Here is a 23,012-nt window from a genome sequence, read left to right on the forward strand (position 1 = left end):
CGCGGTCGCCAGCGCCCGGGCGGCCAGCACGTCCGGATCGGCCGCGGCCAGCCGGCCGGCCGCGGCGGCCTCGCGCGCCCACCGGAGCCGCCAGGGCAGCCACCGCAGCAGCGCCCAGCCCACCGGCAGGACGACGAGGACGACGGCGAGCGCCCCGGCCAGCGTCGTCGCGGCGTCCTGCGCGGCCTGCCCGGCGCCACCGACCGAGGCACCGGCGCTGCCCAGGGCGTCGAAGGGGGCGGCCAGCTCGTCGCCGACCACGGGCACGTCCCCGGCGGCCGCCGCGGCCGAGGCCATGCTGCCCGCCACCGAGGAGCCGAGGTCCTCGACCGCCCGGCCGGGCTCGGCCAGCGCGAGCACCGCGCCGTGCACCACCCGGGCGACGAGGACCCAGAGCACGAGCCAGGCCAGCACGCCGACGTCGGCGGCCAGCTGGCGGGCCCGCAGGCCGGGATGTCGGGCGTACAGGTGCATGGCGGGTCCTCCCGGGTCGAGCGCCGTCGGCCGGCACGGGGCGCGCGGTACCCGCGGAGCCGTCGCTCACCCGGCCGGTGGAACGGCGCGCGACCACCCCGGGGCGGCGCGGCCCCCCGCCTAGACTCCGCGCGAGGCCCGCCCCGACCGGGCGGCCCACGATGCGGTGGGGCTCCCGTCACCCTCGGGGGCGTCCTGCCGGGACCAGGAGCGTGCGATGCAGGTCGGGGTCCCCCGAGAGGTGAAGAACCGGGAGTACCGGGTCGCGCTGACCCCCGCCGGGGTGACGGAGCTGGTGCGCGCCGGGCACACGGTGCTCATCGAGCAGGGCGCGGGGGAGGGGTCCTCCATCCCGGACGCCGACTTCACCGCCGCCGGCGCGCGGATCCTGCCCACCGCCGACGACGTGTGGGCGGCCGCGGACCTGGTCCTCAAGGTCAAGGAGCCGGTGGCCGAGGAGTACGGCCGGCTGCGCGCGGACCAGACGCTGTTCACCTACCTGCACCTCGCGGCGTCCAAGGAGTGCACCGACGCCCTCGTCACCTCCGGCACCACCGCGATCGCCTACGAGACGGTCCAGACGGCGGACGGCGCGCTGCCGCTGCTGGCACCGATGTCGGAGGTCGCCGGCCGGATGGCCCCCCAGGTGGGCGCGCACAGCCTGGAGCGGGCGCACGGCGGCCGCGGCGTGCTGCTCGGCGGCGTGTCCGGCGTCTACGCGGCCAAGGTCGTCGTCATCGGCGCGGGGGTCTCCGGCATGAACGCCGCCGCGATCGCGCTGGGCATGCAGGCCGAGGTCGTCGTCCTGGACAGGGACATCGACAAGCTGCGCGCCGCCGACCGGATCTACCAGGGGCACCTGCAGACGGTTGCCTCCAACGCCTACGAGGTGGAGCGCGCCGTGCTGGACGCCGACCTGGTGATCGGCGCGGTCCTGGTGCCCGGCGCGAAGGCCCCGACGCTGGTGAGCAACGAGCTGGTGGCGCGGATGAAGCCGGGGTCGGTCCTCGTCGACATCGCCGTCGACCAGGGCGGGTGCTTCGAGGACACCCGGCCCACGACACACGACGAGCCGACCTTCCGGGTGCACGAGTCGGTGTTCTACTGCGTGGCGAACATGCCGGGTGCGGTGCCCAACACCTCGACCCACGCGCTCACCAACGTGACGCTGCCCTACGTGATGGCGCTGGCCAACGAGGGCACGGTCGCCGCGGTGCGCGCCGACCGGGCTCTCGCGCACGGGGTCAACGTCGTGGCCGGGCAGGTGGTGCTGCCCGAGGTCGCGCAGGCCCACGGCCTGGCGGCCGTGGCACTCGAGGAGGTGCTCCACTGACCGTCACCGCACCGCCCGGCGACGTCGCCCGCGTCGTCACCGGCTATCTCGACCACCTCACCGTCGAGCGCGGGCTGGCCGTGAACACCATCACCTCCTACCGCCGCGACCTGCGTCGCTACACCGAGTTCCTGGAGGCCGGCGGCGTCCGCGGGCTGGCCGAGGTGACCGAGTCCGACGTCGCGGCCTTCCTGACCGCCCTGCGGTCCGGCGACGACGAGCACCCGCCGCTGTCGGCGACGTCGGCGGCCCGCGCGGTGGTCGCCGTCCGCGGGCTGCACCGGTTCGCGCTGCTGGACGGGCTGGTGCCCGACGACGTCGCGCACGAGGTCCGCCCGCCCGCGCCGGCGCGCCGGCTGCCCAAGGCCGTCCCGGTGGAGTCGGTGGTCGCGCTGATCGAGGCGGCAGGCTCGGTGGAGGGGCCGCGTGGGCTGCGGGACCGGGCGCTGCTGGAGTTGCTCTACGGCACCGGCGCGCGCATCTCCGAGGCCGTCGGCCTGGCCGTCGACGACCTCGACCGCGGCCAGGCGGCCGTGCGGCTGGCCGGCAAGGGCGGCAAGCAGCGCGTCGTGCCGGTCGGCAGCTACGCGCTGCGCGCGGTGGAGGACTACCTGGTCCGTGCCCGCCCGGCCCTGGCCGCGGCCGGCCGCGCCGGGGTCCGAGGCGGCGCGCTGTTCCTCAACGCCCGCGGCGGGCCGCTGTCCCGCCAGAGCGCGTGGGCCATCCTGCGGACGGCGGCCGAGCGGGCAGGCGAGGCGGGCGGGGTGGACCTGGTCGACACGGTGTCCCCGCACACGCTGCGGCACTCCTTCGCCACCCACCTGCTCGACGGCGGCGCCGACGTCCGCGTGGTGCAGGAGCTGCTCGGCCACGCCTCGGTGACCACCACCCAGGTCTACACGCTGGTCACCGTCGACCGGCTGCGCGAGGTCTACGCCAGCAGCCACCCGCGCGCGCTCAACTGACAGTCGATCTCGAGCCGGCTCGGCGCATGTTGCCAGCGGTTTCGGCTCAATGGTGCGGGTGGTTGGCATGGGTCGCCATGTCGACACGGAAACCGGCGTGCCTCCTCGGTGATCCGCGCATGTCTCCCTAGCCTCGGATCCACCCGGGCGGCAGAACGGCTGACCGCCCCCGGCACCGGCCGGGACCCGGGCACGAGGTGGAGGCAACAGACCGATGGCGATCCGAGGGGACGCGGCCGGCCCGGCCGTCGCGCTCCCGACCGACACCGGACCCGAGATGGGCGCCGCCGCCTCGCGGCTGGACCCGGCGCGCGCGCGGATCCGCCCGCTGCCGGAACCCAAGCCGCTGACGCAGCACGGCCCGGCGCGCGTCGTGGCGATGTGCAACCAGAAGGGCGGCGTCGGCAAGACGACGTCGACCATCAACCTGGGTGCCGCACTGGTCGAGCACGGCCGTCGCGTGCTGCTCATCGACCTCGACCCGCAGGGTGCCCTGTCGGTCGGGCTCGGCGTGCCGGCCCAGAACATGGACCGCACGATCTACAACGCGCTCATGGAGCGGCGGACGACGCTGGCCGACGTCCGGGTGCACACCGACATCCCCGGCCTGGACCTGGTGCCCAGCAACATCGACCTGTCCGCCGCCGAGGTGCAGCTGGTGAGCGAGGTCGCCCGCGAGCAGACGCTGCTGCGGGTGATCGCCGACATCCGGGACGAGTACGACTACATCCTCATCGACTGCCAGCCGTCGCTGGGCCTGCTCACGGTCAACGCGCTGACCGCGGCGCAGGGCGTGATCATCCCGCTGGAGTGCGAGTTCTTCTCGCTGCGCGGCGTCGCCCTGCTCGTCGACACGATCGAGAAGGTCAAGGAGCGGCTCAACCCCGACCTGGAGATCTCCGGGATCCTGGCCACGATGTACGACGCGCGCACCGTGCACTGCCGCGAGGTGTTCAGCCGGGTGGTCGAGGCCTTCGGCGACACCGTCTTCCAGACCGTCATCCAGCGCACCGTCCGCTTCCCCGAGACCACGGTCGCCGGCCAGCCCATCACCACCTGGGCGCCGACGTCCTCGGGCGCCTCGGCCTACCGCGACCTGGCCAAGGAGGTGCTGGCACTGTGACGCGCCGCCCTGTGCTCCCCGGCGCGGCCGAGCTGTTCCGCCGCACCGACACCACGTCGTCGGTGCCGGAGGTGACCGAGCTGCCGAGCATCAGCGCGACGGTGAGCTCCCCGGCCCTGCGCGGCGGCCCGACCGGGCGGCGCGGGGAGCCGGCGCCCGCCGAGACGACCGCCCCGCTGACCCTGGTGCCCGGCGGTGTCTCGGACGACGCCGACCCGCTGGCCACCTACCGCACGGCGCCGCAGCCGGCTCCCGTTGTCCAGCCGACCCGGCCCACCCGCGGCCGGGCGCAGCGGGCCGAGCGCACCAAGCACGACGAGAAGATCACCGTCTACATCTCGGCCGACGAGCTGCTGGCCCTGGAGAGCGCGCGGCTGACGCTGCGCGCCGAGCACGGCGTGGCCGCCGACCGCGGCCGCATCGTGCGCGAGGCGATCAACGTGCTGCTGGGTGACCTCGCCGAGCGCGGCGCGGACGCCGTCCTCGTCCGGCGACTCAAGGGCTGAGCGCTCTCTAGGCTGGATCCGTGACCGGGGCACAGGCGCAGTCGCGGTTCACGGTCCGGCTGACCAACTTCGAGGGCCCGTTCGACCTGCTCCTGCAGCTGATCGGCAAGCACAAGCTCGACGTCACCGAGATCGCGCTGTCGCAGGTCACCGACGAGTTCATCGCGCACCTGCGGGCCCTGGGTGACGAGCTCGACCTCGACCAGGCCAGCGAGTTCCTCGTCGTCGCCGCGACCCTGCTCGACCTCAAGGCGGCCCGGCTGCTGCCCGCGGCCGACGTCGAGGACGAGGACGACCTGGAGCTGCTCGAGGCCCGTGACCTGCTGTTCGCCCGGCTGCTGCAGTACCGGGCCTACAAGCAGGCCGCGGCGTTCCTCCGCGAACGGGAGGCCGAGGCCGCCCGCCGCTTCCCGCGGGACGCCGGCCTGGAGCCGCGCTTCGCGGAGCTGATGCCCGAGGTGCTGCTCGGCGTGACACCGGCGCAGTTCGCGGCGCTCGCCACCCGGGCGCTGACGCCGAAGGCACCGCCGGTCGTGAGCGTCTCCCACCTGCACGCACCCCCGGTCAGCGTCTCCGAGCAGCTGCTGCTGGTGCGCAACCAGCTGCTGGCGGCGGGGACGGTGACCTTCCGGGCGCTGTCGGCCGACTGCGGACACACCCTCGAGGTCGTGGCCCGGTTCCTGGCGCTGCTCGAGCTCTACCGCCAGCAGCGGGTGACCTTCGAACAGCTCACCCCGCTCGGCGAGCTGCACGTGCGGTGGACCGGCGGCTCCGAGCCGGAACCGGAACCGGAACCGGACGACGACGCCGACGAGGAGTACGCATGAGCGAGGACCGGCCGCCGATCTCCTGGGAGGCCCTCGCCGCGGAGCTCGCCTCCACCCGCGAGGAGGCCGAGGAGCGCGGCGGTCCGGACCCCGGGAGGTGGGACGCGGTCGCCGCCGAGCTCGCCGCGCGGGTGGCCGAGCGCCCCGCCCCGGAGGGGGAGGTCGCTCCCGAGCCGGTGGCCGAGCCCGCACCGCTGCCGCCGCCGACCGTCGCCGCGGCCGCTCCGGCACCGCCGGAGCCGGAGCCGGAGCCGGAACCCGAGCCCCTCGACCCCGCCGCGCTGCGCGGGGGGCTGGAGGCGCTGCTGTTCGTCATGGACTCCCCGGTGGACGAGGTCACCCTGGCCGAGGCGCTGCACTGCCCGGTGCCCCGGGTGCACGCCGAGCTGGCCGGGCTGGCGGAGGACTACGACCGGCGCAGCGCCGGGATGACGCTGCGGCGGGTGGGGGAGGGCTGGCGGCTCTACACCCGCGAGGAGTACGCCGGCGTCGTCGAGCGGCACCTGCTCGAGGGACAGCGCAGCCGGCTCACCCAGGCCGCGCTGGAGACCCTCGCCGTGATCGCCTACCGCCAGCCGGTGACCCGGGCGCGCGTCGCGGCGATCCGTGGCGTCGGGGTGGACGGCGTCATGCGCACGCTGGTCAGCCGCGGGCTGGTGCACGAGGTGGGCAGCGACCCGGACAGCGGGGGCGGGCTGTACGCGACCACGCCGCTGTTCCTGGAGCGGCTGGGGCTCCGCGGCCTGGACGAGCTGCCGGAGCTGGGGCCGCTGCTGCCCGAGACGTCGTCGGTCCTCGACGAGCACCCCGACGCCTGAAGAAGGACCCCCGGAGGACCGGCGAACGCCGTCCCGAGGGGATGCGGCCGGGTGGGAGACTGGACCCGATGAACAGCGCACCGCACGACGAGACCTCCACCGACGCCGGCGACGGCTGGTCGGAGGACATGGAGCTCGCGCCCGTCCACCCCGGCGACCGCGAGGACGATCCCGCCGACGACGAGCGGGAGGGCGAGCGGCTGCAGAAGGTGCTGGCGCGGGCGGGGGTCGGGTCGCGGCGGGTCTGCGAGGACATGATCGCCGCCGGCCGGATCAGCGTGAACGGTCGCACCGTCATGGTCCAGGGCATGCGGGTCGACGCCCGCCGGGACCGGATCGCCGTCGACGGTGCCCGCCTGGAACTGCGCGACGACCGCGTCACCTACGCCCTCAACAAGCCCTCCGGCGTGATCACCGCGATGAGCGACGACCGCAACCGCCCGACCGTCGGCGACATGGTGGGCGACCTCGCCCCCGGCCTGGTGCACGTCGGCCGGCTGGACCAGGACACCGAGGGCCTGCTGCTGGTCACCAACGACGGCGAGCTGGCCCACCGGCTGGCCCACCCGCGCTACGAGGTCCGCAAGACCTACCTCGCCCAGGTGTCGGGGTCCGTTCCCCGCGACCTGGCCAAGCGGCTGCGGTCCGGCGTCGAGCTGGAGGACGGGCCGGTCAAGGTGCACTCGTTCCGGGTGGTCGACACCCACGCCGGCCAGTCGGTCGTCGAGGTGGTGCTGCACGAGGGGCGCAAGCACATCGTCCGGCGGCTGCTCGCGCACGTCGGCCTCCCGGTGTCCCGGCTGACCCGCACCGCGGTCGGCCCGGTCCGGCTCGAGCGGATGCGGGTCGGCTCGATCCGGCGGCTCAGCCGCGCCGAGGTCGGCGCCCTCCAGGAGACCGTCGGCCTCTGAACCCGGAGCGCGCGCCGAGACGGTAGACAGACGTCATGACACTCGTGGCGGGGGTCGACTCGTCGACGCAGGCGTGCAAGGTCGTCGTCCGGGACGCCGGGGACGGCCGGCTGGTCCGGGAGGGCCGGGCCGCGCACCCGGACGGCACCGAGGTGCACCCGGCGGCATGGGATGCCGCGCTGGCCGACGCCATCGAACAGGCCGGCGGGCTCGACGACGTCGCCGCGGTGGCCGTGGCCGGCCAGCAGCACGGCATGGTCTGCCTGGACGAGGACGGCGAGGTCGTGCGTCCGGCACTGCTGTGGAACGACACCCGCTCCGCCGGCGCCGCCGTGGACCTGATCGACGAGCTCGGCGGCGGCGACACCGGACGGCGGGCCTGGGCCGAGGCCGTGGGCCTGGTGCCGGTCGCGTCCTTCACCGTCACCAAGCTGCGCTGGCTGGCCGACGCCGAGCCCGACGCCGCCGCCCGCACGGCCGCGGTGTGCCTGCCGCACGACTGGCTGACCTGGCGGCTGGCCGGCGCGCCCTCGCTCGAGGCGCTGGTCACCGACCGCGGCGACGCCAGCGGCACCGGCTACTGGTCACCGGCCACGGGGGAGTACCGGCCCGACCTGCTGGAGCGGGCGCTGGGCCGGCCGGCGGCGGTGCCGCGGGTGCTGGGCCCGGCCGAGGCCGGCGGCAGCACGCCCGGCGGCACGGTCCTCGGGCCGGGCACCGGCGACAACGCCGGCGCCGCGCTCGGGCTGGCCGCCGAGCCGGGCGACGTCGTCTGCTCGATCGGCACGTCCGGGGTGGTCTCCACGGTGACGACCACGCCGGCCGCCGACCCGACCGGCGCGGTCGCCGGGTTCGCCGACGCGACCGGCAACTACCTGCCCCTGGTGGCCACGCTCAACGCGGCCCGGGTGCTCGACGCGACCGCCCGGCTGCTCGGCGTCGACCACGCGGAGCTGTCCCGGCTGGCGCTCTCGGCTCCCGCCGGCGCGGGCGGTCTGGTGCTGGTGCCTTACCTCGAGGGCGAGCGGACGCCGGACCGCCCGACCGCCACCGGCGCCCTCCACGGCCTGACCCTCGCCACGTCCGACCCCGCGCACCTGGCCCGGGCCGCGGTGGAGGGCCTGCTGTGCGGGCTGGCCGACGGGCTGGACGCGGTCGCCGCCGCGACCGGGACGCCGGTGCGCCGGGTGTTCCTCGTCGGCGGCGGCGCCCGGTCCGACGCGGTGCGCCGGCTGGCACCCGCCGTCCTGGGCGTGCCGGTGCTGGTGCCGCCGGCGGGGGAGTACGTCGCCGACGGCGCCGCCCGGCAGGCCGCCTGGGTGCTCGCCGGTGGCGCGACCGCGCCCGAGTGGCCGCGCCCGGGCACCGAGGTGCACGAGGCCGACCCGGTGCCGTTCGTCCGGGAGCGTTACGCCGACGTCCGCGACCTCACCGCCGAGCGACTCGCGTGAGCGTCCTGCCGACCGGCGAGCAGTTCTCCCTCCGCGCCGGGGACGCCGAGGTCACCGCCGTCGAGGTGGGCGGCGGCCTGCGCACCTACCGCGTCGGGGGCCGGGAGGTGCTCGACGGGTACGACGCCGGCGAGATGGCCGAGGCCGCCCGCGGTCACGTCCTCGCGCCCTGGCCGAACCGGCTGCGCGACGGCGTCTACACCTGGGACGGCGAGCGGCACCGCACCCCGGTCACCGAGCCGGAGCGCGGCACCGCGATCCACGGCCTGGTCCAGTTCGCCTCCTGGCGGGCGGTCGAGCGCGCCGAGGACCGGGTGGTGCTGGAGCACCTGCTGTTCCCGAGGCCCGGCTATCCCTTCACCCTGCGGCTGCGGGTGGCGTACGCGCTGTCGGCGGACGGCCTGCGGGTGACCACCACCGCGACCAACGAGGGCCTCGCCGCGCTGCCGTACGGGGAGGGGCACCACCCGTACGTCCTGGCCGGGCCGCGGCTGGACGACTGCACCCTCGTGGCGCCGGGCGCGACCGTGCTGCAGACCGACGAGCGGGCGCTGCCGACCGGGGCGGTCCCCGTCGGCGGCACGTCCTACGACCTGCGGGCCGGCCGGGTCGTCGGCGACCTCGTCGTCGACTCCTGCTTCACCGACCTCGACCGGGGGCCCGACGGGCGGGCCGAGGTGCGGCTCACTGCACCGGACGGTCGCGGCGTCGCCGTCTGGATGGACGAGGGCTACGGCTACCTGCAGCTGTTCAGCGGCGACGTGCTGCCCGAGCCGCGCCGGCGGCGCGGGCTGGCCGTGGAGCCGATGACCTGCCCCCCGAACGCGTTCGAGACCGGTGAGGCGGTGCGCCGGCTGGAACCCGGGGAGTCGACCGAGGCCACCTGGGGCATCCGGCCGCTGGGCTGACAGCGCCCGGAGGCGGGTGGCGAGGCCTACCTAGACTCGACCGAGGGGCACGGCGATCCGTGCCCTCGCGTCGATCGAGGAGAGTGGTTGTGGCCGTCCGAGCCATCAGGGGTGCGACACAGGTGGACGCCGACGACCGGGAGCAGATCCTCGACGCCACGCGCGAGCTGGTCTCCGCGGTCATGGAGCGCAACGAGCTCGACCGCGAGCACGTCATCAGCATCCTGTTCACCGCCACGCCGGACCTCGTGTCGGAGTTCCCGGCACTGGCTGCGCGGGAGATCGGCTTCGGCGACGTCCCGCTGATGTGCGCGAGCGAGATCGACGTCCCGCACGCGCTGCCCCGGGTGCTCCGGCTGATGGCGCACGTGGAGACGGAGCGGCCGCGGTCGGAGATCCAGCACGTGTACCTGCGGGGTGCCGTGGCGCTGCGACGGGACATCGCGCAGTGAGCGCGGCGTTCGTGGGGCAGGTGACCCTGGACGGTCCGTCGGGGACGGGGAAGTCGAGCGTCGCGCGGGCCGTGGCCGCCCGGCTCGGGGCGGCCTACCTCGACACCGGCGCCATGTACCGCGCCGCGACCGTCGCCGTGCTCGACGCCGGGGTGGACCCGGAGGACGCCGACGCGGTGGCCGCTGTGGTCGCCGCGGCCGGCATCGAGGTCGGCACCACCGCCGACACCGAACTGGTGCAGGTCGACGGCGTCGACGTGGCGGTGCGCATCCGCGGCGCGGAGGTCACCCGCGCGGTGTCGGCCGTGTCCGCCGTGCCCGCGGTCCGCCGCCGGCTGGTCGACCAGCAGCGGGCCCTGGTCGCGGCCGCCGACGCGGTCGTCGTCGAGGGCCGGGACATCGGCACCGTCGTCCTGCCCGACGCCACCTGCAAGATCTACCTCACCGCCGCGCCGGAGGCCCGGGCCGAGCGCCGGGCCGCCCAGCTGGGCATCAGCGACCCGCTAGAGGTGCGGGCGCTCGCCGCCGACCTGCGCCGCCGCGACGAGTACGACAGCGGCCGCGCCGACAGCCCGCTGCGCCCGGCGCCGGACGCGGTGATCGTCGACAGCACCGACCTCGACCGTGAGGGCGTCGTCGACCGGGTGGTCGAGCTGGCGCTGGCGACCGTGGGTGCGCGACCGTGAGCGAGCAGAACGGCGGGCCGCTGCCGGTGGTCGCCGTCGTCGGCCGGCCCAACGTGGGCAAGTCGACGCTGGTCAACCGGATCCTGGGCCGCCGGGCCGCGGTCGTGCAGGACGTGCCCGGGGTGACCCGCGACCGGATCACCTACGAGGCGCTGTGGAACGGCAAGCGCTTCACCGTCGTCGACACCGGCGGCTGGGACCCCAAGGCCGCGGGTCTGGGCGCGTCGGTCAGCCGGCAGGCCGAGTACGCGATGCGGACCGCCGACGTCATCGTGCTGGTGGTGGACAGCTCCGTCGGCGCCACCGACACCGACCTGGCCGCCGCGCGGATCCTGCGGCGCAGCGACCGGCCGGTGATCGTCGTCGCCAACAAGGTGGACGACGAGCGCAGCGAGTCCAACGCCGCGGAGCTGTGGTCGCTGGGCCTGGGCGAGCCGCAGCCGGTCAGCGCGCTGCACGGCCGGGGCAGCGGTGACCTGCTCGACCTGATCCTCGGCGCGATGCCCGAGGCGCCGCGGGAGCAGCTGGAGGAGGGCGGTCCCCGCCGGGTGGCCCTGGTCGGCCGGCCCAACGTCGGCAAGTCCAGCCTGCTCAACCGGGTGGCCAAGGACGAGCGCTCGGTCGTCGACTCGGTGGCCGGCACGACCGTCGACCCGGTCGACTCGATCGTCACCCTCGGCGGCGAGGAGTGGCGGTTCGTCGACACCGCGGGTCTGCGGCGAAAGGTCAACACCGCCAGCGGGATGGAGTACTACGCGAGCCTGCGCACCGAGGCCGCGATCCAGGCCGCGGAGGTCGCCGTCGTCCTGCTGGCCGCCGACGAGGTGATCAGCGAGCAGGACCAGCGGGTCATCACCCAGGTGATCGAGGCCGGCCGGGCGCTGGTGCTGGCCTTCAACAAGTGGGACACGCTCGACGAGGACCGGCACGCTCAGCTCGAGCGCGAGATCGAGCGCGATCTGTCCCGGGTGAAGTGGGCCAGCCGGGTGAACATCTCCGCGACCACCGGGCGCGGGGTGAACAAGCTCGCCCAGCACCTGCGGGACGCGCTGGCCTCGTGGGAGACCCGGGTGCCGACGGCGGAGCTCAACACCTACGTGCGGGCGCTGGTCCTGGAGACGCCGCCGCCGGCCCGCGGCGGGCGCGCCCCCAAGATCAAGTACGTGACGCAGGCCGACGTCCGGCCGCCGCGGTTCGTCGTGTTCTCCACCGGGTTCCTCGAGGCCGGCTACCGCCGCTTCCTCGAGCGGAAGCTGCGGGAGAAGTTCGGCTTCCACGGGACGCCGATCGAGATCTCGGTCAAGGTGCGGGAGGGCCGCGGGGAGCGGTCGAAGGGCTGAACCGGCCGGCGATGAGTTCTGCCGCTCCGGGCGGTCTGGAGGACGAGTCCACGACCAGTCCCAGGAGGCCCACCATGACCGAACCCGTGACGCGTACCCTGGATGTCCCGGGTGCCGTGCTGACCTACGACGTCCGTCCCGGCCCGTCGGGGTCGCCGGTGCTGCTGCTGATCGGCTCACCCATGGGCGCGGCGGGGTTTGGGACGCTGGCCACGTACTTCCCCGACCGGACGGTGGTGACGTACGACCCGCGGGGCGCGGAACGCAGCCGGCGCACGGACGGCGCCACGGAGACGACGCCGGAGGAGCACGCCGACGACCTGTCCCGGCTGATCGACGCGGTGGGCGCCGGCCCGGTCGACGTGTTCGCCAGCAGCGGGGGAGCGGTGAACGCGCTGGTGCTCGTGGGGCGCCACCCGGAGCAGGTCCGCACCCTGGTGGCGCACGAGCCGCCGGCGATCGCCGCCCTGCCCGACCGGGAGACGGCACTGGCCGCGTCGCGGCACGTGCACGAGGTCTACCAGCGCAGCGGCATGGGCGCGGGGATGGCCGAGTTCATCCGGCTGGTCGGCCATCGCGGCCCGGTCCCGGCCGACTACACCGAGCAGCCGGGGCCCGACCCGGCCGCCTTCGGGCTGCCGACCGAGGACGACGGGTCGCGGGACGACGTGCTGCTCGGGCAGAACATGATCTCGTGCACCCACCACGAGCACGACTTCGACGCCCTGCGCGCGGCGTCGACGCGGATCGTCGTCGTGGTCGGCGCCGGGTCGACGGGCCAGTTGGCCCGCCGCGGGGGCGAGGCCGTGGCCGAGCGGATCGGGACGGCGCCGGTCGAGTTCCCCGGCGACCACGGGGGCTTCATGGGCGGCGAGTACGGCCAGACCGGTGAGCCGGAGGCCTTCGCCGCCGCCTTGCGCACGGTGCTCGCCGATGCCGGGGACCGGGTGCCGGCGCAGGGCTGACCACCGGGTCGGGCCGCACGGGCGGTGCGGTAACCTGCTCCTGCAGCGATCGGGCGGTGCGAGCCGCCCGGCGCTCGGGCTGTAGCGCAGCTTGGTAGCGCACTTGACTGGGGGTCAAGGGGTCGCAGGTTCAAATCCTGTCAGCCCGACAGCGAAACCGCAGGTCAGAGGCGGGTCGGCCGTAGAGGCCGGCCCGCCTCTTGCACGACTACAGCAACGCGTACAGCAACGCGGTCGAAAGGGCTGCAACGGTCACCAGCGGAGCGCTTGGTCGAGGCGGTCGGCCGCCTCGCGCTGCTGGGCGGGACCGACGTGGCTGTAGATGTCGGCCGTGATGGCGTACGAGGAGTGCCCGAGGTGCTCCTGGACGACCTTGGTGTGGGTGCCGGCGGCCAGGAGGAAGCTCGCCGTGGAGTGCCGGAGGGTGTGGAGCGTGACGCCGCGGAGGCCAGCTCGCTCTGCGAGGACCTCGAAGCGCCGTAGGACGTTGCGGGGCTCGAGCGGTGTGCCGATCTCGGTGGTGAAGACCAGGCCGTTGTCCGTCCAGGCGTCTGCGGCTGCATGCTGTTCGTCGTCCTGCCGCTCTCGATGCGCTCGGAGCGCCTCGACGGCCGAGCGGGGGAGGGGCACGGTCCGGCGGGACTTGTCGGTCTTGGGTTCGTCGAGCTGGAGCCCCTGAGACGTCCGAGCAAGTGTCCAGCGGACCCTCAGCAGCCCGGCGTCGAGGTCGACGTCCGACCAGTGCAGGCCCAAAGCCTCACCGCGGCGCAGGCCGGTGGCCAGCATGACCCGGAACAGGCTCTCGAGTCGGTCGCCCCTGATCGCCTCCAGCAGCGACTGCGCCTGTTCCGCGGTGAGGTGGGGCGCGTCCTTGCGCTCGACGCCAGGCCGTCTCACGGCCGCCGCGGGGTGGCTGCGGATCAGGCCGTCGCGCGAGGCGATGTCCATCGCGGACCGCAGGACGGTGTAGATCGTCCGGATCGTCGACCCCGACAGGCCGGCGTTCCGCTTGGTGACGATGAGCGCTTCGACATCGGAGGGACGCAGCCGGCCGAAGGGGATCGTCCCGACCGTGGGCACGAGGTGGGTGCGGGCCAGGGTGGCGTAGAGGTCCTTGGTGGCCTGCTTGCGGTCGCTGGCGGCCAGTGACTTGGTGATCCAGTCCTCGAGCCATGCGGCGACGGTCATGGAGGCGTCCTTGACCGGTGCTCCGGACTCGATCCGTTCGCAGGCATCGCGGAACTTGGCTCGGACGTCGGCCTGCGTCTTCCCGTAGACCGTCCGCCGCGTCAGGGTGCCGTAGTCGTCCCGGTAGCTCAGTTCGGCCGACCACGTGCCGTCCTTGCGCCGGAAGGTCGACCCCTCACCGTTCGCGCGTCTGGCCACGTCGATCCCTCCCGGCGATGTCGGGCCCTGGCACCACCCGCGCGACCTCACCACGGGTGCGCCGGGTGCGGACTTCGGTGTGACAAACCGGTGGAGGGCCGCGGCGTTGTCCCCGGCCGCGTTGCGGGACCGCTATCGGGCGTGCATGCGGCGTGGCGTGGCGCCGCTCCGACGTCGCGACGACCGTGCAGTTCCGAACTCGGCCGGGAGCGTTGGCGCGGCGTTCGACGACGTCTCCAGGCAGCGGACGTAGCGCTCGAGCTCAGCGCGGGGGAGACGACAGCTCCGGCCGATGTGCACCGGCCGCAGGTCGCCGGCCTTCATGAGCGCGTAGATCGTCGTGCGGCCGATGCGGAGGACCGTCGCCGCTTCCTCAGGCGTGAGCAGGAGGGGACTGCTGGCCAGCACGTCTTGAAGGGGCTCCGGGTCGCCCATGTCGTGTCCTCCCGAGTCTCCATCCCGCCGGGCGGCGTTCGAGCGCGGTCAGCCGCCGACGAGGCCCGTGCGCTCGTCGATCGACGATGGGGGAGCGACCTCGGGTTCTTCTCCAGTTCGGCTGCAGCGGGCGAGGCCTTGTCGACGCGGCAGAGGAGCTCTGGCTGCGACGCTTCTCCAGTTCCCGGAGCCCCCTACCGGAGAAGGACTGGAGAAGGTCGCTCAGGACACGTCCGAAGCGGTCCGACGGACCGGCGCCTCCTGTGAACCTCCAGTACGCCAGTCGCCGCGGGCGCACTCGGCAACGAGATGTGCGTCGGGGACCCCAGACCGCGCGGCGCTCGTCAGCGGCTCGGAGGCGGACGTAGGGCCGGCGGTTGTAGGCCTCGAGGACGGGCGTCGAGTGCCACGGACAGCCCGGAGAGGTCACGGTCGTAGATCCGCCCGTCATCGAGTTGGTGAGCCAGCTCGTGCAGCGCCTGAGGCCAGTCCCGCCGGAGGAACGACACGTCAGGTCGTACGCGGACCTACACATGAGGTCGTACGCGGACACCGGCCTCGGTCCAGTCCCGCAGCCGCCGCCAGCAGGTCACTCCCGAGCAGCCGACCAGCGAGGCGGGTAGCTGGTTCCAGGCGATGCCGGTCTTGAGCACGAGCACGATGCCGGCCAGCGCAGCGCGGTCATCGACCGGCCGACGACCCGGATGCCGATACCGACGCGGCTTGGGCGGAGGCAGCAACGGAGCGATCTGCTGCCACAGCCCATCAGGGACGAGGTCCTCGATCACCTCCCCGAGGGTCGCCACCACCCGCCGCAGCTCGAAGCAGGCGCGCCGAGGTCATTCAGAAACGATCTCTAACTGGTGGGTCGGGTCATAGCCCGCGGGCTGGCGACTCGACGGGGCCCCGTCCTCTCGGCCAAAAGGGGATGGGGCCGCGTTCGCGCCTCGCCCGGCCAGTAGCCAGGGGTTCGCATTACCCGCCCCAGTCCGAGCCCCCGGCCACCGCGGGCCCCGCTGTAGCAACGACAACGGCGAAGGCGCATATAGCCGAGGCCCACAGGCGACGGCTGACACGCTGCACACTGCTCATGACGGTTCTCATGATGCTCGCCTCTCTGATTGTGCCGACGTGAGCCAGCCAGCCGAAGGTGGGCCGGTCGATTAGTGCCCCGCCAGGGTCGAAATGCTCCGTACGGGAAGGCCGCGGGGGTGACATGGCGAGCCCCCACTATCCGTGCATGAGCCTGTGACGTATTCGAGTGCATGAGGAAGGTTCAGCTCAACGTGCGACCGATGAGTCAGGCTTTCCAGCGCGTCGACGCGGCGTACCGCGAGTGGGCGCGGAACCGTGTCGACGTCGACAAGCTCCGCCAGCTCGGTGACGTATCAGCGAAGTGCGGGGAGACGGGCGCGGATCTGTGTGACCGGAGAGGCGGGGCCGTAGCCGGAGTGACCGGCGTTGCGCCCTCCCGCGTCGGCTGACGGATCGGTTCCGCATCCCGGGTTAGCGTCCCGCCCCATGCGTCGTGCCCTCCTGCTCGCCCTTCCCGCCCTGCCGCTGACCGCCTGCGGAGGCGAGGGTGGAACGACCGCCGAGGCAGCTCCGTCCACGGTCACCGTCACCGCGCCGGCGCCGTCCGCGCCCGCATCCCCAACGGCGCAGGCTCCGTTGCAGCCGTTCGACGTAGAGGCGCCTGTGAGCGCTACTGCGAGATGCTGACGACGGAGACGAATTGCATGACCGCCCCGGAAACCCCCTGGCAGTGTGACGGTCGGGTGCAGGAACTCAAGGCGGCGTTCGCCGCTGTGGAGACGATCGTCCCGCCGGACGTGGCCTATGACTCGCTCATGGAGGCACTCTCGTCGGCAAATGCCGCGACCGCGGAGTGGGCCGACAATGACTGCGCCTCTCCACAGCAGGCCGAGGCTGCGGAGGTGTGCAACGCGAACTTCTTCACGGTCGTCTTCGCAGCGGAGACCGTAGGGCTGACGTTGCAGACTGCGCCTTGACCCCGGACCTGACGGCGGCTTGGCGCCGGCTCGGCGCCTGTATGGCCCCAAGTCGGGACTGCCGGTGTCTAGCCAACTGCACAAGTTTGACTTAAGGGACTGCTGCAGGGCTGGCTGACACTCCATCTGTGGGACTTCGTCCTGCAGGAAGGATGTCGGGTGCCCAAGAAGTTCCCGCCCGAGTTCAAGCGTGACGTCGTGCGGGTCGCCAGCCGCGGTGATCTGAGCCAAGCCGAGGTCGCTGCCGACTTCGACATCTCTGTCGAGTCGGTGCGTCGCTGGGTGCGCCAGGCAGACATCGACGACGGCGTCGTCGACGGGCAGACCAGCAGTGAGCAGAACGAGCTGGTCCAGGAGCGTCGCAGTCAACGGGGCCCGTCGGTGGGCATGGGCGCCTTGGCGGGGGAACGGGCGGCCCCGATGCTCGCGACGACGACCAATGCGACCGCGAGCAACTGCACCGGGGTGAGGACCTGGCCCAGCACGAGCAGCCCGGCCAGGGCCGCTGCGGCCGGTTCCAGGCTCATCAGCACGCCGAACACCCGGCCGGCGAGGGCGCGCAGCGCGGTCAGCTCGAGCGCGTAGGGCACCACCGACGACAGCAGGGCCACCGCGAGCCCGACCAGCAGCACGTCGGGGGCCACCAGCGCTGGGCCGCCTGCGGCGACCCCGAACGGCAGCACCATGAGTGCGGCTGCCGCGCTGGCCAGAGCCAGCCCGTCGAGCCCGGTGGAGCGGCGGCCGGTCTCGGCCGACAGCAGGATGTAGCCGGCCCAGCACGCCCCTGCACCGAGAGCGAAGACCACGCCGGCCGGGTCCAGACCGGCCAGCGAGCCGTACCCGAGCAGGAACACCCCGGCGGCGGCCATCAGCACCCAGGCGAGGTGCTGGAGCCGGCGCGACAGCACCGCGGCCAGGCCCAGCGGCCCGAGGAACTCCACGTGACCGCCGCACCGATAGGCATCCGCGCGAGCGCCTCGTAGAACAGCCCGTTCATCGCGGCTAGCGAGAGGCCGAACCCTGCGATCACGGCCCAGTCGGCGCGCGAGCGGCCCCGCCAGCGGGGGCGGACCAGCAGCACCAGGACCAGCGCGGCGCCGCACAGCCGGAGGGTCACCCATGCCGGGCGGGCCGGCCCTGTCGAACATGGTCGCGGCCAGGGCGCCGCCGAACTGCACCGCGAGGATGCCGCCGAGCACCATGCCGACGGCCCCGCCCTGTCCGGGCGTGGACCAGCGGCGCAGCGCGAAGGTGCTGCCGTCGGCGGCATTGGCCGGTGATGAGGTGCCCATGGTGGATGCGGTCCCGGGAGCGGGGGTCGACACTCCTGACGCTAATACCTGCTGATGACACGGATCTGGCGTGCCGCCGCGCACAGGCTGGCCAGATCGGCCCCCTGCGGATCCTCGAGGAGGGTGCCGGACAGCAGCGACTGCGCCGACCGCAGCCGTGTCGACTTGCCCTCCTCCCAGCGGGCGACCCGCTCGTCGCCCGAGAGTGCCTCCGGGGTCGTCGTCAGGACGTCGGCGGTCGCGCTGCGCAGCGAGGCGTAGAGGTCCTCGCGCAGAGCGAGCCGGGCGAGCGCGTGTGAGCGGTCGCGGCGATCCAGGCGGGACACCGCCGTCAGGTGCGTGTGGACGCGCAGCCGTGACGACGTGACGAAGTAGATCTGCGCGACCTCGGGAAACGGCCGGTCGAGCCGGTGCGCGAGGTCGGCGATGTCCAGGTACGGGAACAGGTGCAGCAGGTCGGCGACCCGGCGGGCGAGGCCCTCCGGCGCTCCGGAGGTCACGAGGGCGCGGGTGCGGTCCTCGAGGTTGCCCACCTCGTCGCCGCGCAGCCAGCCGCGCAGGTCCGCCAAGTGGGCACGCACCGGACCGCGGTAGTGGTGCACCGCGTCCTGGACGTCGAGCGGCAGGGGCCGCTCGCCGGTGAACCAGCGGGCGGCGCGGTCGAGCAGGCGGCGCGTCTCCACCGCGAGCGCGTCGGTCCCGGTGGCGGGGGTGTCCTCCGCGGCGGCACGGATGTCCGCGAAGACCTCACCGAGGCCGAACACCGACGTGGCGGCGTCGAAGGCCCGCGCCGCGTCGGCGGGCCCGGCCGCCGTGTCCTCCTTGATCCGGAACACGAACGTGATCCCTGCGGTGTCGACCATCTCGTTCACGATCGTCGTGGTGGCGATCTCGCGCCGCAGGGGGTGCGCGTCCAGGTCGTCGCCGTGCGCATCGACCAGCACGCGGGGGAAGTACCGGCGGAACCGCTCGCGGGCCGTCGGTTCGTCCGGGACCGTCGTCGCGAGCAGACGCGCACTGAGGTCGTTCTTGACCAGCGCGGTCAGCTGCGCGAGCTCTGGGGAGGTCAGCCCGCGGCCCTCGCGCTCCAGCGCGGCGAACTGCGCCGGCGTGGGCAGCAGGTCGACGTCGCGGTCGAGGACACCGGATTCCTCGAGCTCGTCCACCAGACGGGCGTGGAATCCCAGCATGTCGGCCGCCTCGGCGCGGTTGGCCCCCATCAGCTCGTTCTGGCCGGCGTTGTGCCGCAGCACGCGACCGGCCACGGCGTCGGTCATCGCGGTCAGGAACGTCCGCCTGGCCGTGTCGGTCAGGGCACCCTCCTGACCGGCCGGTCCGAGTGCGATCTTGATGTTCACCTCGTGGTCGGAACAGTCCACACCGGCCGAGTTGTCCATCGCGTCGGTGTTGACGCGGCCCCCGGCACGGGCGAACTCGATGCGTCCCCGCTGGGTGACGCCGAGGTTGCCGCCCTCGCCGATGACCCGGACGCGCAGGGCCGCTGCGTCCACCCGGACGGGGTCGTTCGCCTTGTCGCCGCAGTCGAGATGAGACTCGCTCCGGGCCTTGACGTAGGTGCCCACTCCGCCGTTCCAGAGCAGGTCCACCGGGGCCAGCAGGACGGCCCGGACGAGCTCGTGCGCGGTCATGGTCGTCACCGTGGCGGGGAGCCCCAGACGCGCGCGGGCCTGAGGGGTGAGCGGAACCGACTTGGCGGTGCGGGGCACGACGATCGCCCCCTCGCTCAGCACCGCCGGGTCGTAGTCCGCCCAGCTGGATCGCCCCGAGGTGAACAGGCGCCGTCGCTCCTGGTATGAGCGCTCGGGATCAGGGTCGGGGTCGATCACGACGTGGCGGTGGTCGAAGGCGGCCACCAGCCGGATCCGGTCCGACAGCAGCATCCCGTTGCCGAACACGTCTCCGCTCATGTCGCCGATGCCGCTGACCGTGATCGACGCGACATCGATGTCGACGCCCAGCTCCCGGAAGTGGCGCCGGACGCTCTCCCACGCCCCGCGGGCCGTGATGCCCATGGCCTTGTGGTCGTAGCCGACCGTGCCGCCGGAGGCGAAGGCGTCGCCGAGCCAGTAGCCGCGCCCGGTCGCCACGTCGTTGGCGATGTCGGAGAAGCGGGCGGTGCCCTTGTCGGCCGCCACCACGAGGTAGTAGTCGTCCCCGTCCCGGCGGCGCACACCGGGTGCCGGCACGACGTCGCCCGTGCGCACGTCGAGGTCGTCGGTGACGTCGAGCAGGCAGGCCACGAACTCGCGGTAGCCGGCCTCCACGTCCGCGGACGACGGCGACGGGCGCTTGACCACGAACCCGCCCTTCGCACCGGCGGGCACGATCACCGCGTTCTTCACCGCCTGCGCCTTGACCAGGCCGAGGACCTCGGTGCGGTAGTCGTCGAGCCGGTCGGACCACCTCAGCCCGCCCCGGGCGATCAGGTCGAAGCGCAGGTGCACGCCCTCGAGCGCCGTGCCGTGCACGTAGACCTCGAACCGGGGACGGGGCTTGGGGAGGAAGTCGATCGCCGTCGGCGTCAGCTTGATCGCCAGCGCCCGCCCGGGGCGGTGCCGGGTGCTCCAGAGGTTGGTCCGGGTGGTCGCCCGGATGCAGGTGAGCAGCGATCGCAGGATGCGGTCGGCATCCAGGCCGGCCACCGCGTCCACGGCGCGCGCTGCGACGTCGTCGGCTGCCGCCGTGTCCGGGGGCGTCGGTCCGACCGGACCCAGGAGTGCGTCGAACAGCGCCACGAGCGCCCGCGCGGACGCGACGTTGTCGGTGAGCACCTTCTGCATCGAGGCCCGGGTGTAGGGCAGGCCGGACTGCCGGAGGTACCCGCAGTAGGCGCGCAGCACGCCGACCCCACGGCGATCCAGGCCGGCAGCCAGGACGAGCCGGTTGAACCCGTCGACCTCGGCCTCACCGGACCAGGCCGCCGCGAAGGTGTCCACGACCCGTGCGACGTCCTCCTCGCTGATCCCGGTGGTGGTCGGCAGCGAGACGGCGAGGTCGTAGACGCGGGCCACGTCGCCTCCCGGGAGCTGCAGCAGATGGGGACGCTCGTCGATCGCGTCGATGCCGAGGCTCTGCAGGATCGGCAGCAGCCGGTGCAGGGGGGCCGACGTGCCGACCATCCGGATGCGGAGCCTCGCCGACGCCCGCTCCGGGCCGGCTCCGTCGACCGGCGAGGCCGGGCCGGGGTCGATGGCGACCGACATGCCGCCCGGTTCCAGTCGATCCAGCGCGATGAGGTCCTGCGCGGCCAGCGAGGGAGGGCAGTCGTGCACGTAGGTGTGCGGGAGCCGCTCGAGGTAGGCGTCCAGCACGTCGGCCGGAACGGTCTGCGCGTGCTCGCGGACCGTCTCGGTCCACGAGCGGACGTGGTCATCGACGACGGGTGGGGGGCAGGTCATGGATGTCCCTCGTGTGGAGCGTTGCGGTGTCTGCGGGCAATGGCGACGTCGCCACCCACCGTCCGTGCGACGGCCGCCGGAATGGACGGCCCCGCACGCCGCCGGTTTCCCGGAACCGGTGCCGCGGAATGCGTGTGTGCGGGTTCCTCGATCCTAGAGAGGCGCACCGGGCGGTGGCCTTCGACAACTGTCGGGAGAACCAGATCGGATTCCGCGGGACGGCGAGTGTGTCGCACCGCAGGATCTCTAAGCTCGTCAGTGCGCCGGGACCGACCGAGAATGCAACCCGTGGGCGCCGGACCGTCAGATCAGACCGCGCGAGAGAGGGTGCCCACCGGGTGGATCCGTTACAACAGATGTGCGACGCGCATTCCCCGGGACAATTCGGCATCTCGTCCATCGCCGCACCGTCGTCATTGCCACTGCGTGCGGAGGGGCAGTCAGCCGCACGCGGTGACGCACGCACCACCACGACGCACGCGGTGTGCCACTGCGGCGCACCGCTCACACCCTGCCTCGGTTGCACGACCGGACGTTGCCTCGTCTGTGACCCGTATTCGTCAGACGACTGTCGCTACCGAGACGTCTGACGACCGGGGGCCCGGCGAGCCGCGGTGACCCAGGGCGACGACGATCGTCCCCGCCGACACCGAGGGCCGGAACCGGGAGCGCTCGCCGCGCCGGGGCACCCGCGCGTCCACCGACGTGGTCGAGGGCCACACCGCCGGAACACCTGGACGTCGGCGAGGTGCTCGTCATCGACGCCCCGCACGACGCCGCCCTCGCGGCGCCCGGCTGCGTCCCACCCCGTGGACCCGGTGCTGTGGGACGTCGTCCACCTCGACACGCGCCCGACAAGAACCCGGCGGCGCCCTGGGTCACCCACCGCCCGGCCGATCGGACGGCGTCGAGGACCCCGTACCGCCAGACCGGCGGTCACCCCAGCCCGCGTCGGCACCTCGTCGCTGACCACCAGCAGGCCGCACGCCCGACCGTCGACGTCCCGGCCGACCGATCCCGGCGTCGCCGCTGGTCGCGCTGCACGTGGGTCAGGACGCCTTGACCACCAGCACCGGTATCAGGGACTTCAGCAGCACCTGCTGGACCGTCGACCCGAGCACCACCTTGCCGATCGGCCTGCGACGCCGTGAGCCGATCACCAGCAGCGAGGCACCCAGCTCGTCAGCGAGACCGAGCAGAGCATCCGCGGTGTCGAATCCCTCTGGCCCGGTGTGCAACGTCCAGGTCAAGTCGGGGAAGTCCGAGAGCTCTGCGGCCAACTGCGCGACCAGCGCAGGATCCTCGGCGCTCGGCTTGTCCACCCCCGGGATGATGCGGAGCACCGCCAGTGGCTCGCCGCGCAGGAGGGCCTCCGCGGCCGCGTTCCGCAGGGCGGCCTTGCCACGCGCGGTGTCGCTGTGCGCGACCGCAACAGTCATGATGTCTCCTGTCCAAGAATGGCGAACAATCGGTGATCAGCGAACAGCGGCAGTGCAACGCACTGCGTTGACGTTCCGTTCTCGTCGGCCGACCGGCGTCGCCCGACATCCCACCTCGCGGCCGAACAGCATGGTGGGTGGCTCTCCGCTCAGCCCATGTGCGGGTAGCGGTGGTCGGTGGCGGGGACGAAGGTCTCCTTGATCGACCGGGTGCTGGTCCAGCGGAGCAGGTTCTGCGCGGCGCCGGCCTTGTCGTTGGTGCCCGAGCCG

20 protein-coding genes, 1 tRNA gene and 2 pseudogenes are annotated in these 23,012 nt (G+C 73.5%); 16 read left to right on the forward strand and 7 right to left on the reverse strand.

Going from position 1 to position 23,012, the window contains the following annotated elements; genetic code table 11:
• A partial coding sequence (locus MY520_RS26125; RefSeq protein ID WP_436695617.1) for a hypothetical protein occupies positions 1–474 on the reverse strand: 474 nt, incomplete at its 3' end.
• Positions 475–691: 217 nt separating this feature from the next.
• Between MY520_RS26125 and ald the strand changes: the two genes are divergently transcribed.
• The 14 genes from ald to MY520_RS26195 all read left to right on the forward strand — a co-directional run bounded on the left by ald (position 692) and on the right by MY520_RS26195 (position 12,908).
• Positions 692–1,807 carry an alanine dehydrogenase gene (gene ald, locus MY520_RS26130; protein WP_436695618.1) on the forward strand — a complete coding sequence of 372 codons (1,116 nt, stop codon included), beginning with the start codon at positions 692–694 and terminating at the stop codon, positions 1,805–1,807.
• Positions 1,804–2,772 (forward strand): site-specific tyrosine recombinase XerD, encoded by a 969-nt coding sequence (locus MY520_RS26135; protein WP_436695636.1) that lies wholly within the window; start codon positions 1,804–1,806, stop codon positions 2,770–2,772. Before ald ends, MY520_RS26135 begins: the two co-directional genes overlap by 4 nt.
• Positions 2,773–2,986: 214 nt before the next feature.
• Positions 2,987–3,895: a ParA family protein gene (locus MY520_RS26140; RefSeq protein ID WP_436695619.1), complete on the forward strand. Its 909-nt coding sequence runs from the start codon at positions 2,987–2,989 to the stop codon at positions 3,893–3,895.
• Positions 3,892–4,401 (forward strand): hypothetical protein, encoded by a 510-nt coding sequence (locus MY520_RS26145; protein WP_436695620.1) that lies wholly within the window; start codon positions 3,892–3,894, stop codon positions 4,399–4,401. The genes MY520_RS26140 and MY520_RS26145 overlap by 4 nt, the downstream gene beginning before the upstream one ends.
• A gap of 20 nt (positions 4,402–4,421) precedes the next feature.
• On the forward strand, positions 4,422–5,228 hold the full coding sequence (locus MY520_RS26150; protein ID WP_436695621.1) for a segregation and condensation protein A: 807 nt from the start codon (positions 4,422–4,424) through the stop codon (positions 5,226–5,228).
• The gene (gene scpB / locus MY520_RS26155; protein WP_436695622.1) at positions 5,225–6,046 is read left to right on the forward strand and encodes an SMC-Scp complex subunit ScpB; all 822 of its coding nucleotides are present in this window, start codon (positions 5,225–5,227) and stop codon (positions 6,044–6,046) included. The genes MY520_RS26150 and scpB overlap by 4 nt, the downstream gene beginning before the upstream one ends.
• 68 nt (positions 6,047–6,114) lie before the next feature.
• A complete protein-coding gene (locus MY520_RS26160; protein ID WP_436695623.1) occupies positions 6,115–6,957 on the forward strand; it encodes a pseudouridine synthase in 843 nt (280 codons plus the stop codon).
• Between the two features lie 35 nt (positions 6,958–6,992).
• A complete protein-coding gene (locus MY520_RS26165; protein WP_436695624.1) occupies positions 6,993–8,408 on the forward strand; it encodes a xylulokinase in 1,416 nt (471 codons plus the stop codon).
• On the forward strand, positions 8,405–9,316 hold the full coding sequence (locus MY520_RS26170; RefSeq protein WP_436695625.1) for an aldose 1-epimerase family protein: 912 nt from the start codon (positions 8,405–8,407) through the stop codon (positions 9,314–9,316). Before MY520_RS26165 ends, MY520_RS26170 begins: the two co-directional genes overlap by 4 nt.
• An 89-nt stretch (positions 9,317–9,405) precedes the next feature.
• Positions 9,406–9,768, forward strand: coding sequence for a chorismate mutase (gene aroH / locus MY520_RS26175; protein ID WP_436695626.1), 363 nt, complete (start codon positions 9,406–9,408; stop codon positions 9,766–9,768).
• A complete protein-coding gene (gene cmk, locus MY520_RS26180) occupies positions 9,765–10,454 on the forward strand; it encodes a (d)CMP kinase (RefSeq protein WP_436695627.1) in 690 nt (229 codons plus the stop codon). The genes aroH and cmk overlap by 4 nt, the downstream gene beginning before the upstream one ends.
• The gene (der, locus tag MY520_RS26185; RefSeq protein ID WP_436695628.1) at positions 10,451–11,794 is read left to right on the forward strand and encodes a ribosome biogenesis GTPase Der; all 1,344 of its coding nucleotides are present in this window, start codon (positions 10,451–10,453) and stop codon (positions 11,792–11,794) included. The genes cmk and der overlap by 4 nt, the downstream gene beginning before the upstream one ends.
• Before the next feature lie 74 nt (positions 11,795–11,868).
• Positions 11,869–12,759 (forward strand): alpha/beta fold hydrolase, encoded by an 891-nt coding sequence (locus MY520_RS26190; protein WP_436695629.1) that lies wholly within the window; start codon positions 11,869–11,871, stop codon positions 12,757–12,759.
• 75 nt (positions 12,760–12,834) lie between these two features.
• Positions 12,835–12,908: transfer RNA gene (locus MY520_RS26195), tRNA-Pro, on the forward strand.
• 103 nt (positions 12,909–13,011) lie between these two features.
• Here MY520_RS26195 and MY520_RS26200 read toward each other — a convergent pair.
• The 3 genes and pseudogenes from MY520_RS26200 to MY520_RS26210 form a co-directional block, all read right to left on the reverse strand.
• Entirely contained in the window at positions 13,012–14,145 is a 1,134-nt protein-coding gene (locus MY520_RS26200; protein WP_436695630.1) for a tyrosine-type recombinase/integrase, read from the reverse strand.
• A gap of 132 nt (positions 14,146–14,277) precedes the next feature.
• Complete coding sequence (locus MY520_RS26205) at positions 14,278–14,580, reverse strand: helix-turn-helix domain-containing protein (RefSeq protein ID WP_436695631.1); 303 nt, start codon at positions 14,578–14,580, stop codon at positions 14,278–14,280.
• A 533-nt stretch (positions 14,581–15,113) separates the two neighbouring features.
• Positions 15,114–15,368 (reverse strand): annotated as a pseudogene (locus tag MY520_RS26210) (transposase); the annotation flags it as partial.
• Positions 15,369–16,319: 951 nt separating this feature from the next.
• On the opposite strand from MY520_RS26210, the gene MY520_RS26215 reads away from it, so the two are divergent.
• The gene (locus MY520_RS26215) at positions 16,320–16,592 is read left to right on the forward strand and encodes a hypothetical protein (RefSeq protein ID WP_436695632.1); all 273 of its coding nucleotides are present in this window, start codon (positions 16,320–16,322) and stop codon (positions 16,590–16,592) included.
• 159 nt (positions 16,593–16,751) lie between these two features.
• Positions 16,752–16,934: pseudogene (locus tag MY520_RS26220) on the forward strand (transposase); the annotation flags it as partial.
• 23 nt (positions 16,935–16,957) lie between these two features.
• Here MY520_RS26220 and MY520_RS26225 read toward each other — a convergent pair.
• The 3 genes from MY520_RS26225 to MY520_RS26235 all read right to left on the reverse strand — a co-directional run bounded on the left by MY520_RS26225 (position 16,958) and on the right by MY520_RS26235 (position 22,742).
• Entirely contained in the window at positions 16,958–17,533 is a 576-nt protein-coding gene (locus MY520_RS26225) for an EamA family transporter (protein WP_436695633.1), read from the reverse strand.
• 392 nt (positions 17,534–17,925) lie between these two features.
• Positions 17,926–21,303 carry an NAD-glutamate dehydrogenase domain-containing protein gene (locus MY520_RS26230; RefSeq protein WP_436695634.1) on the reverse strand — a complete coding sequence of 1,126 codons (3,378 nt, stop codon included), beginning with the start codon at positions 21,301–21,303 and terminating at the stop codon, positions 17,926–17,928.
• Positions 21,304–22,352: 1,049 nt separating this feature from the next.
• Positions 22,353–22,742 carry a universal stress protein gene (locus MY520_RS26235; protein WP_436695635.1) on the reverse strand — a complete coding sequence of 130 codons (390 nt, stop codon included), beginning with the start codon at positions 22,740–22,742 and terminating at the stop codon, positions 22,353–22,355.
• Positions 22,743–23,012 lie beyond the last annotated feature (270 nt).

It is taken from the genome of Geodermatophilus sp. CPCC 205506 (assembly GCF_051383635.1).
Taxonomy (GTDB): domain Bacteria; phylum Actinomycetota; class Actinomycetes; order Mycobacteriales; family Geodermatophilaceae; genus Geodermatophilus.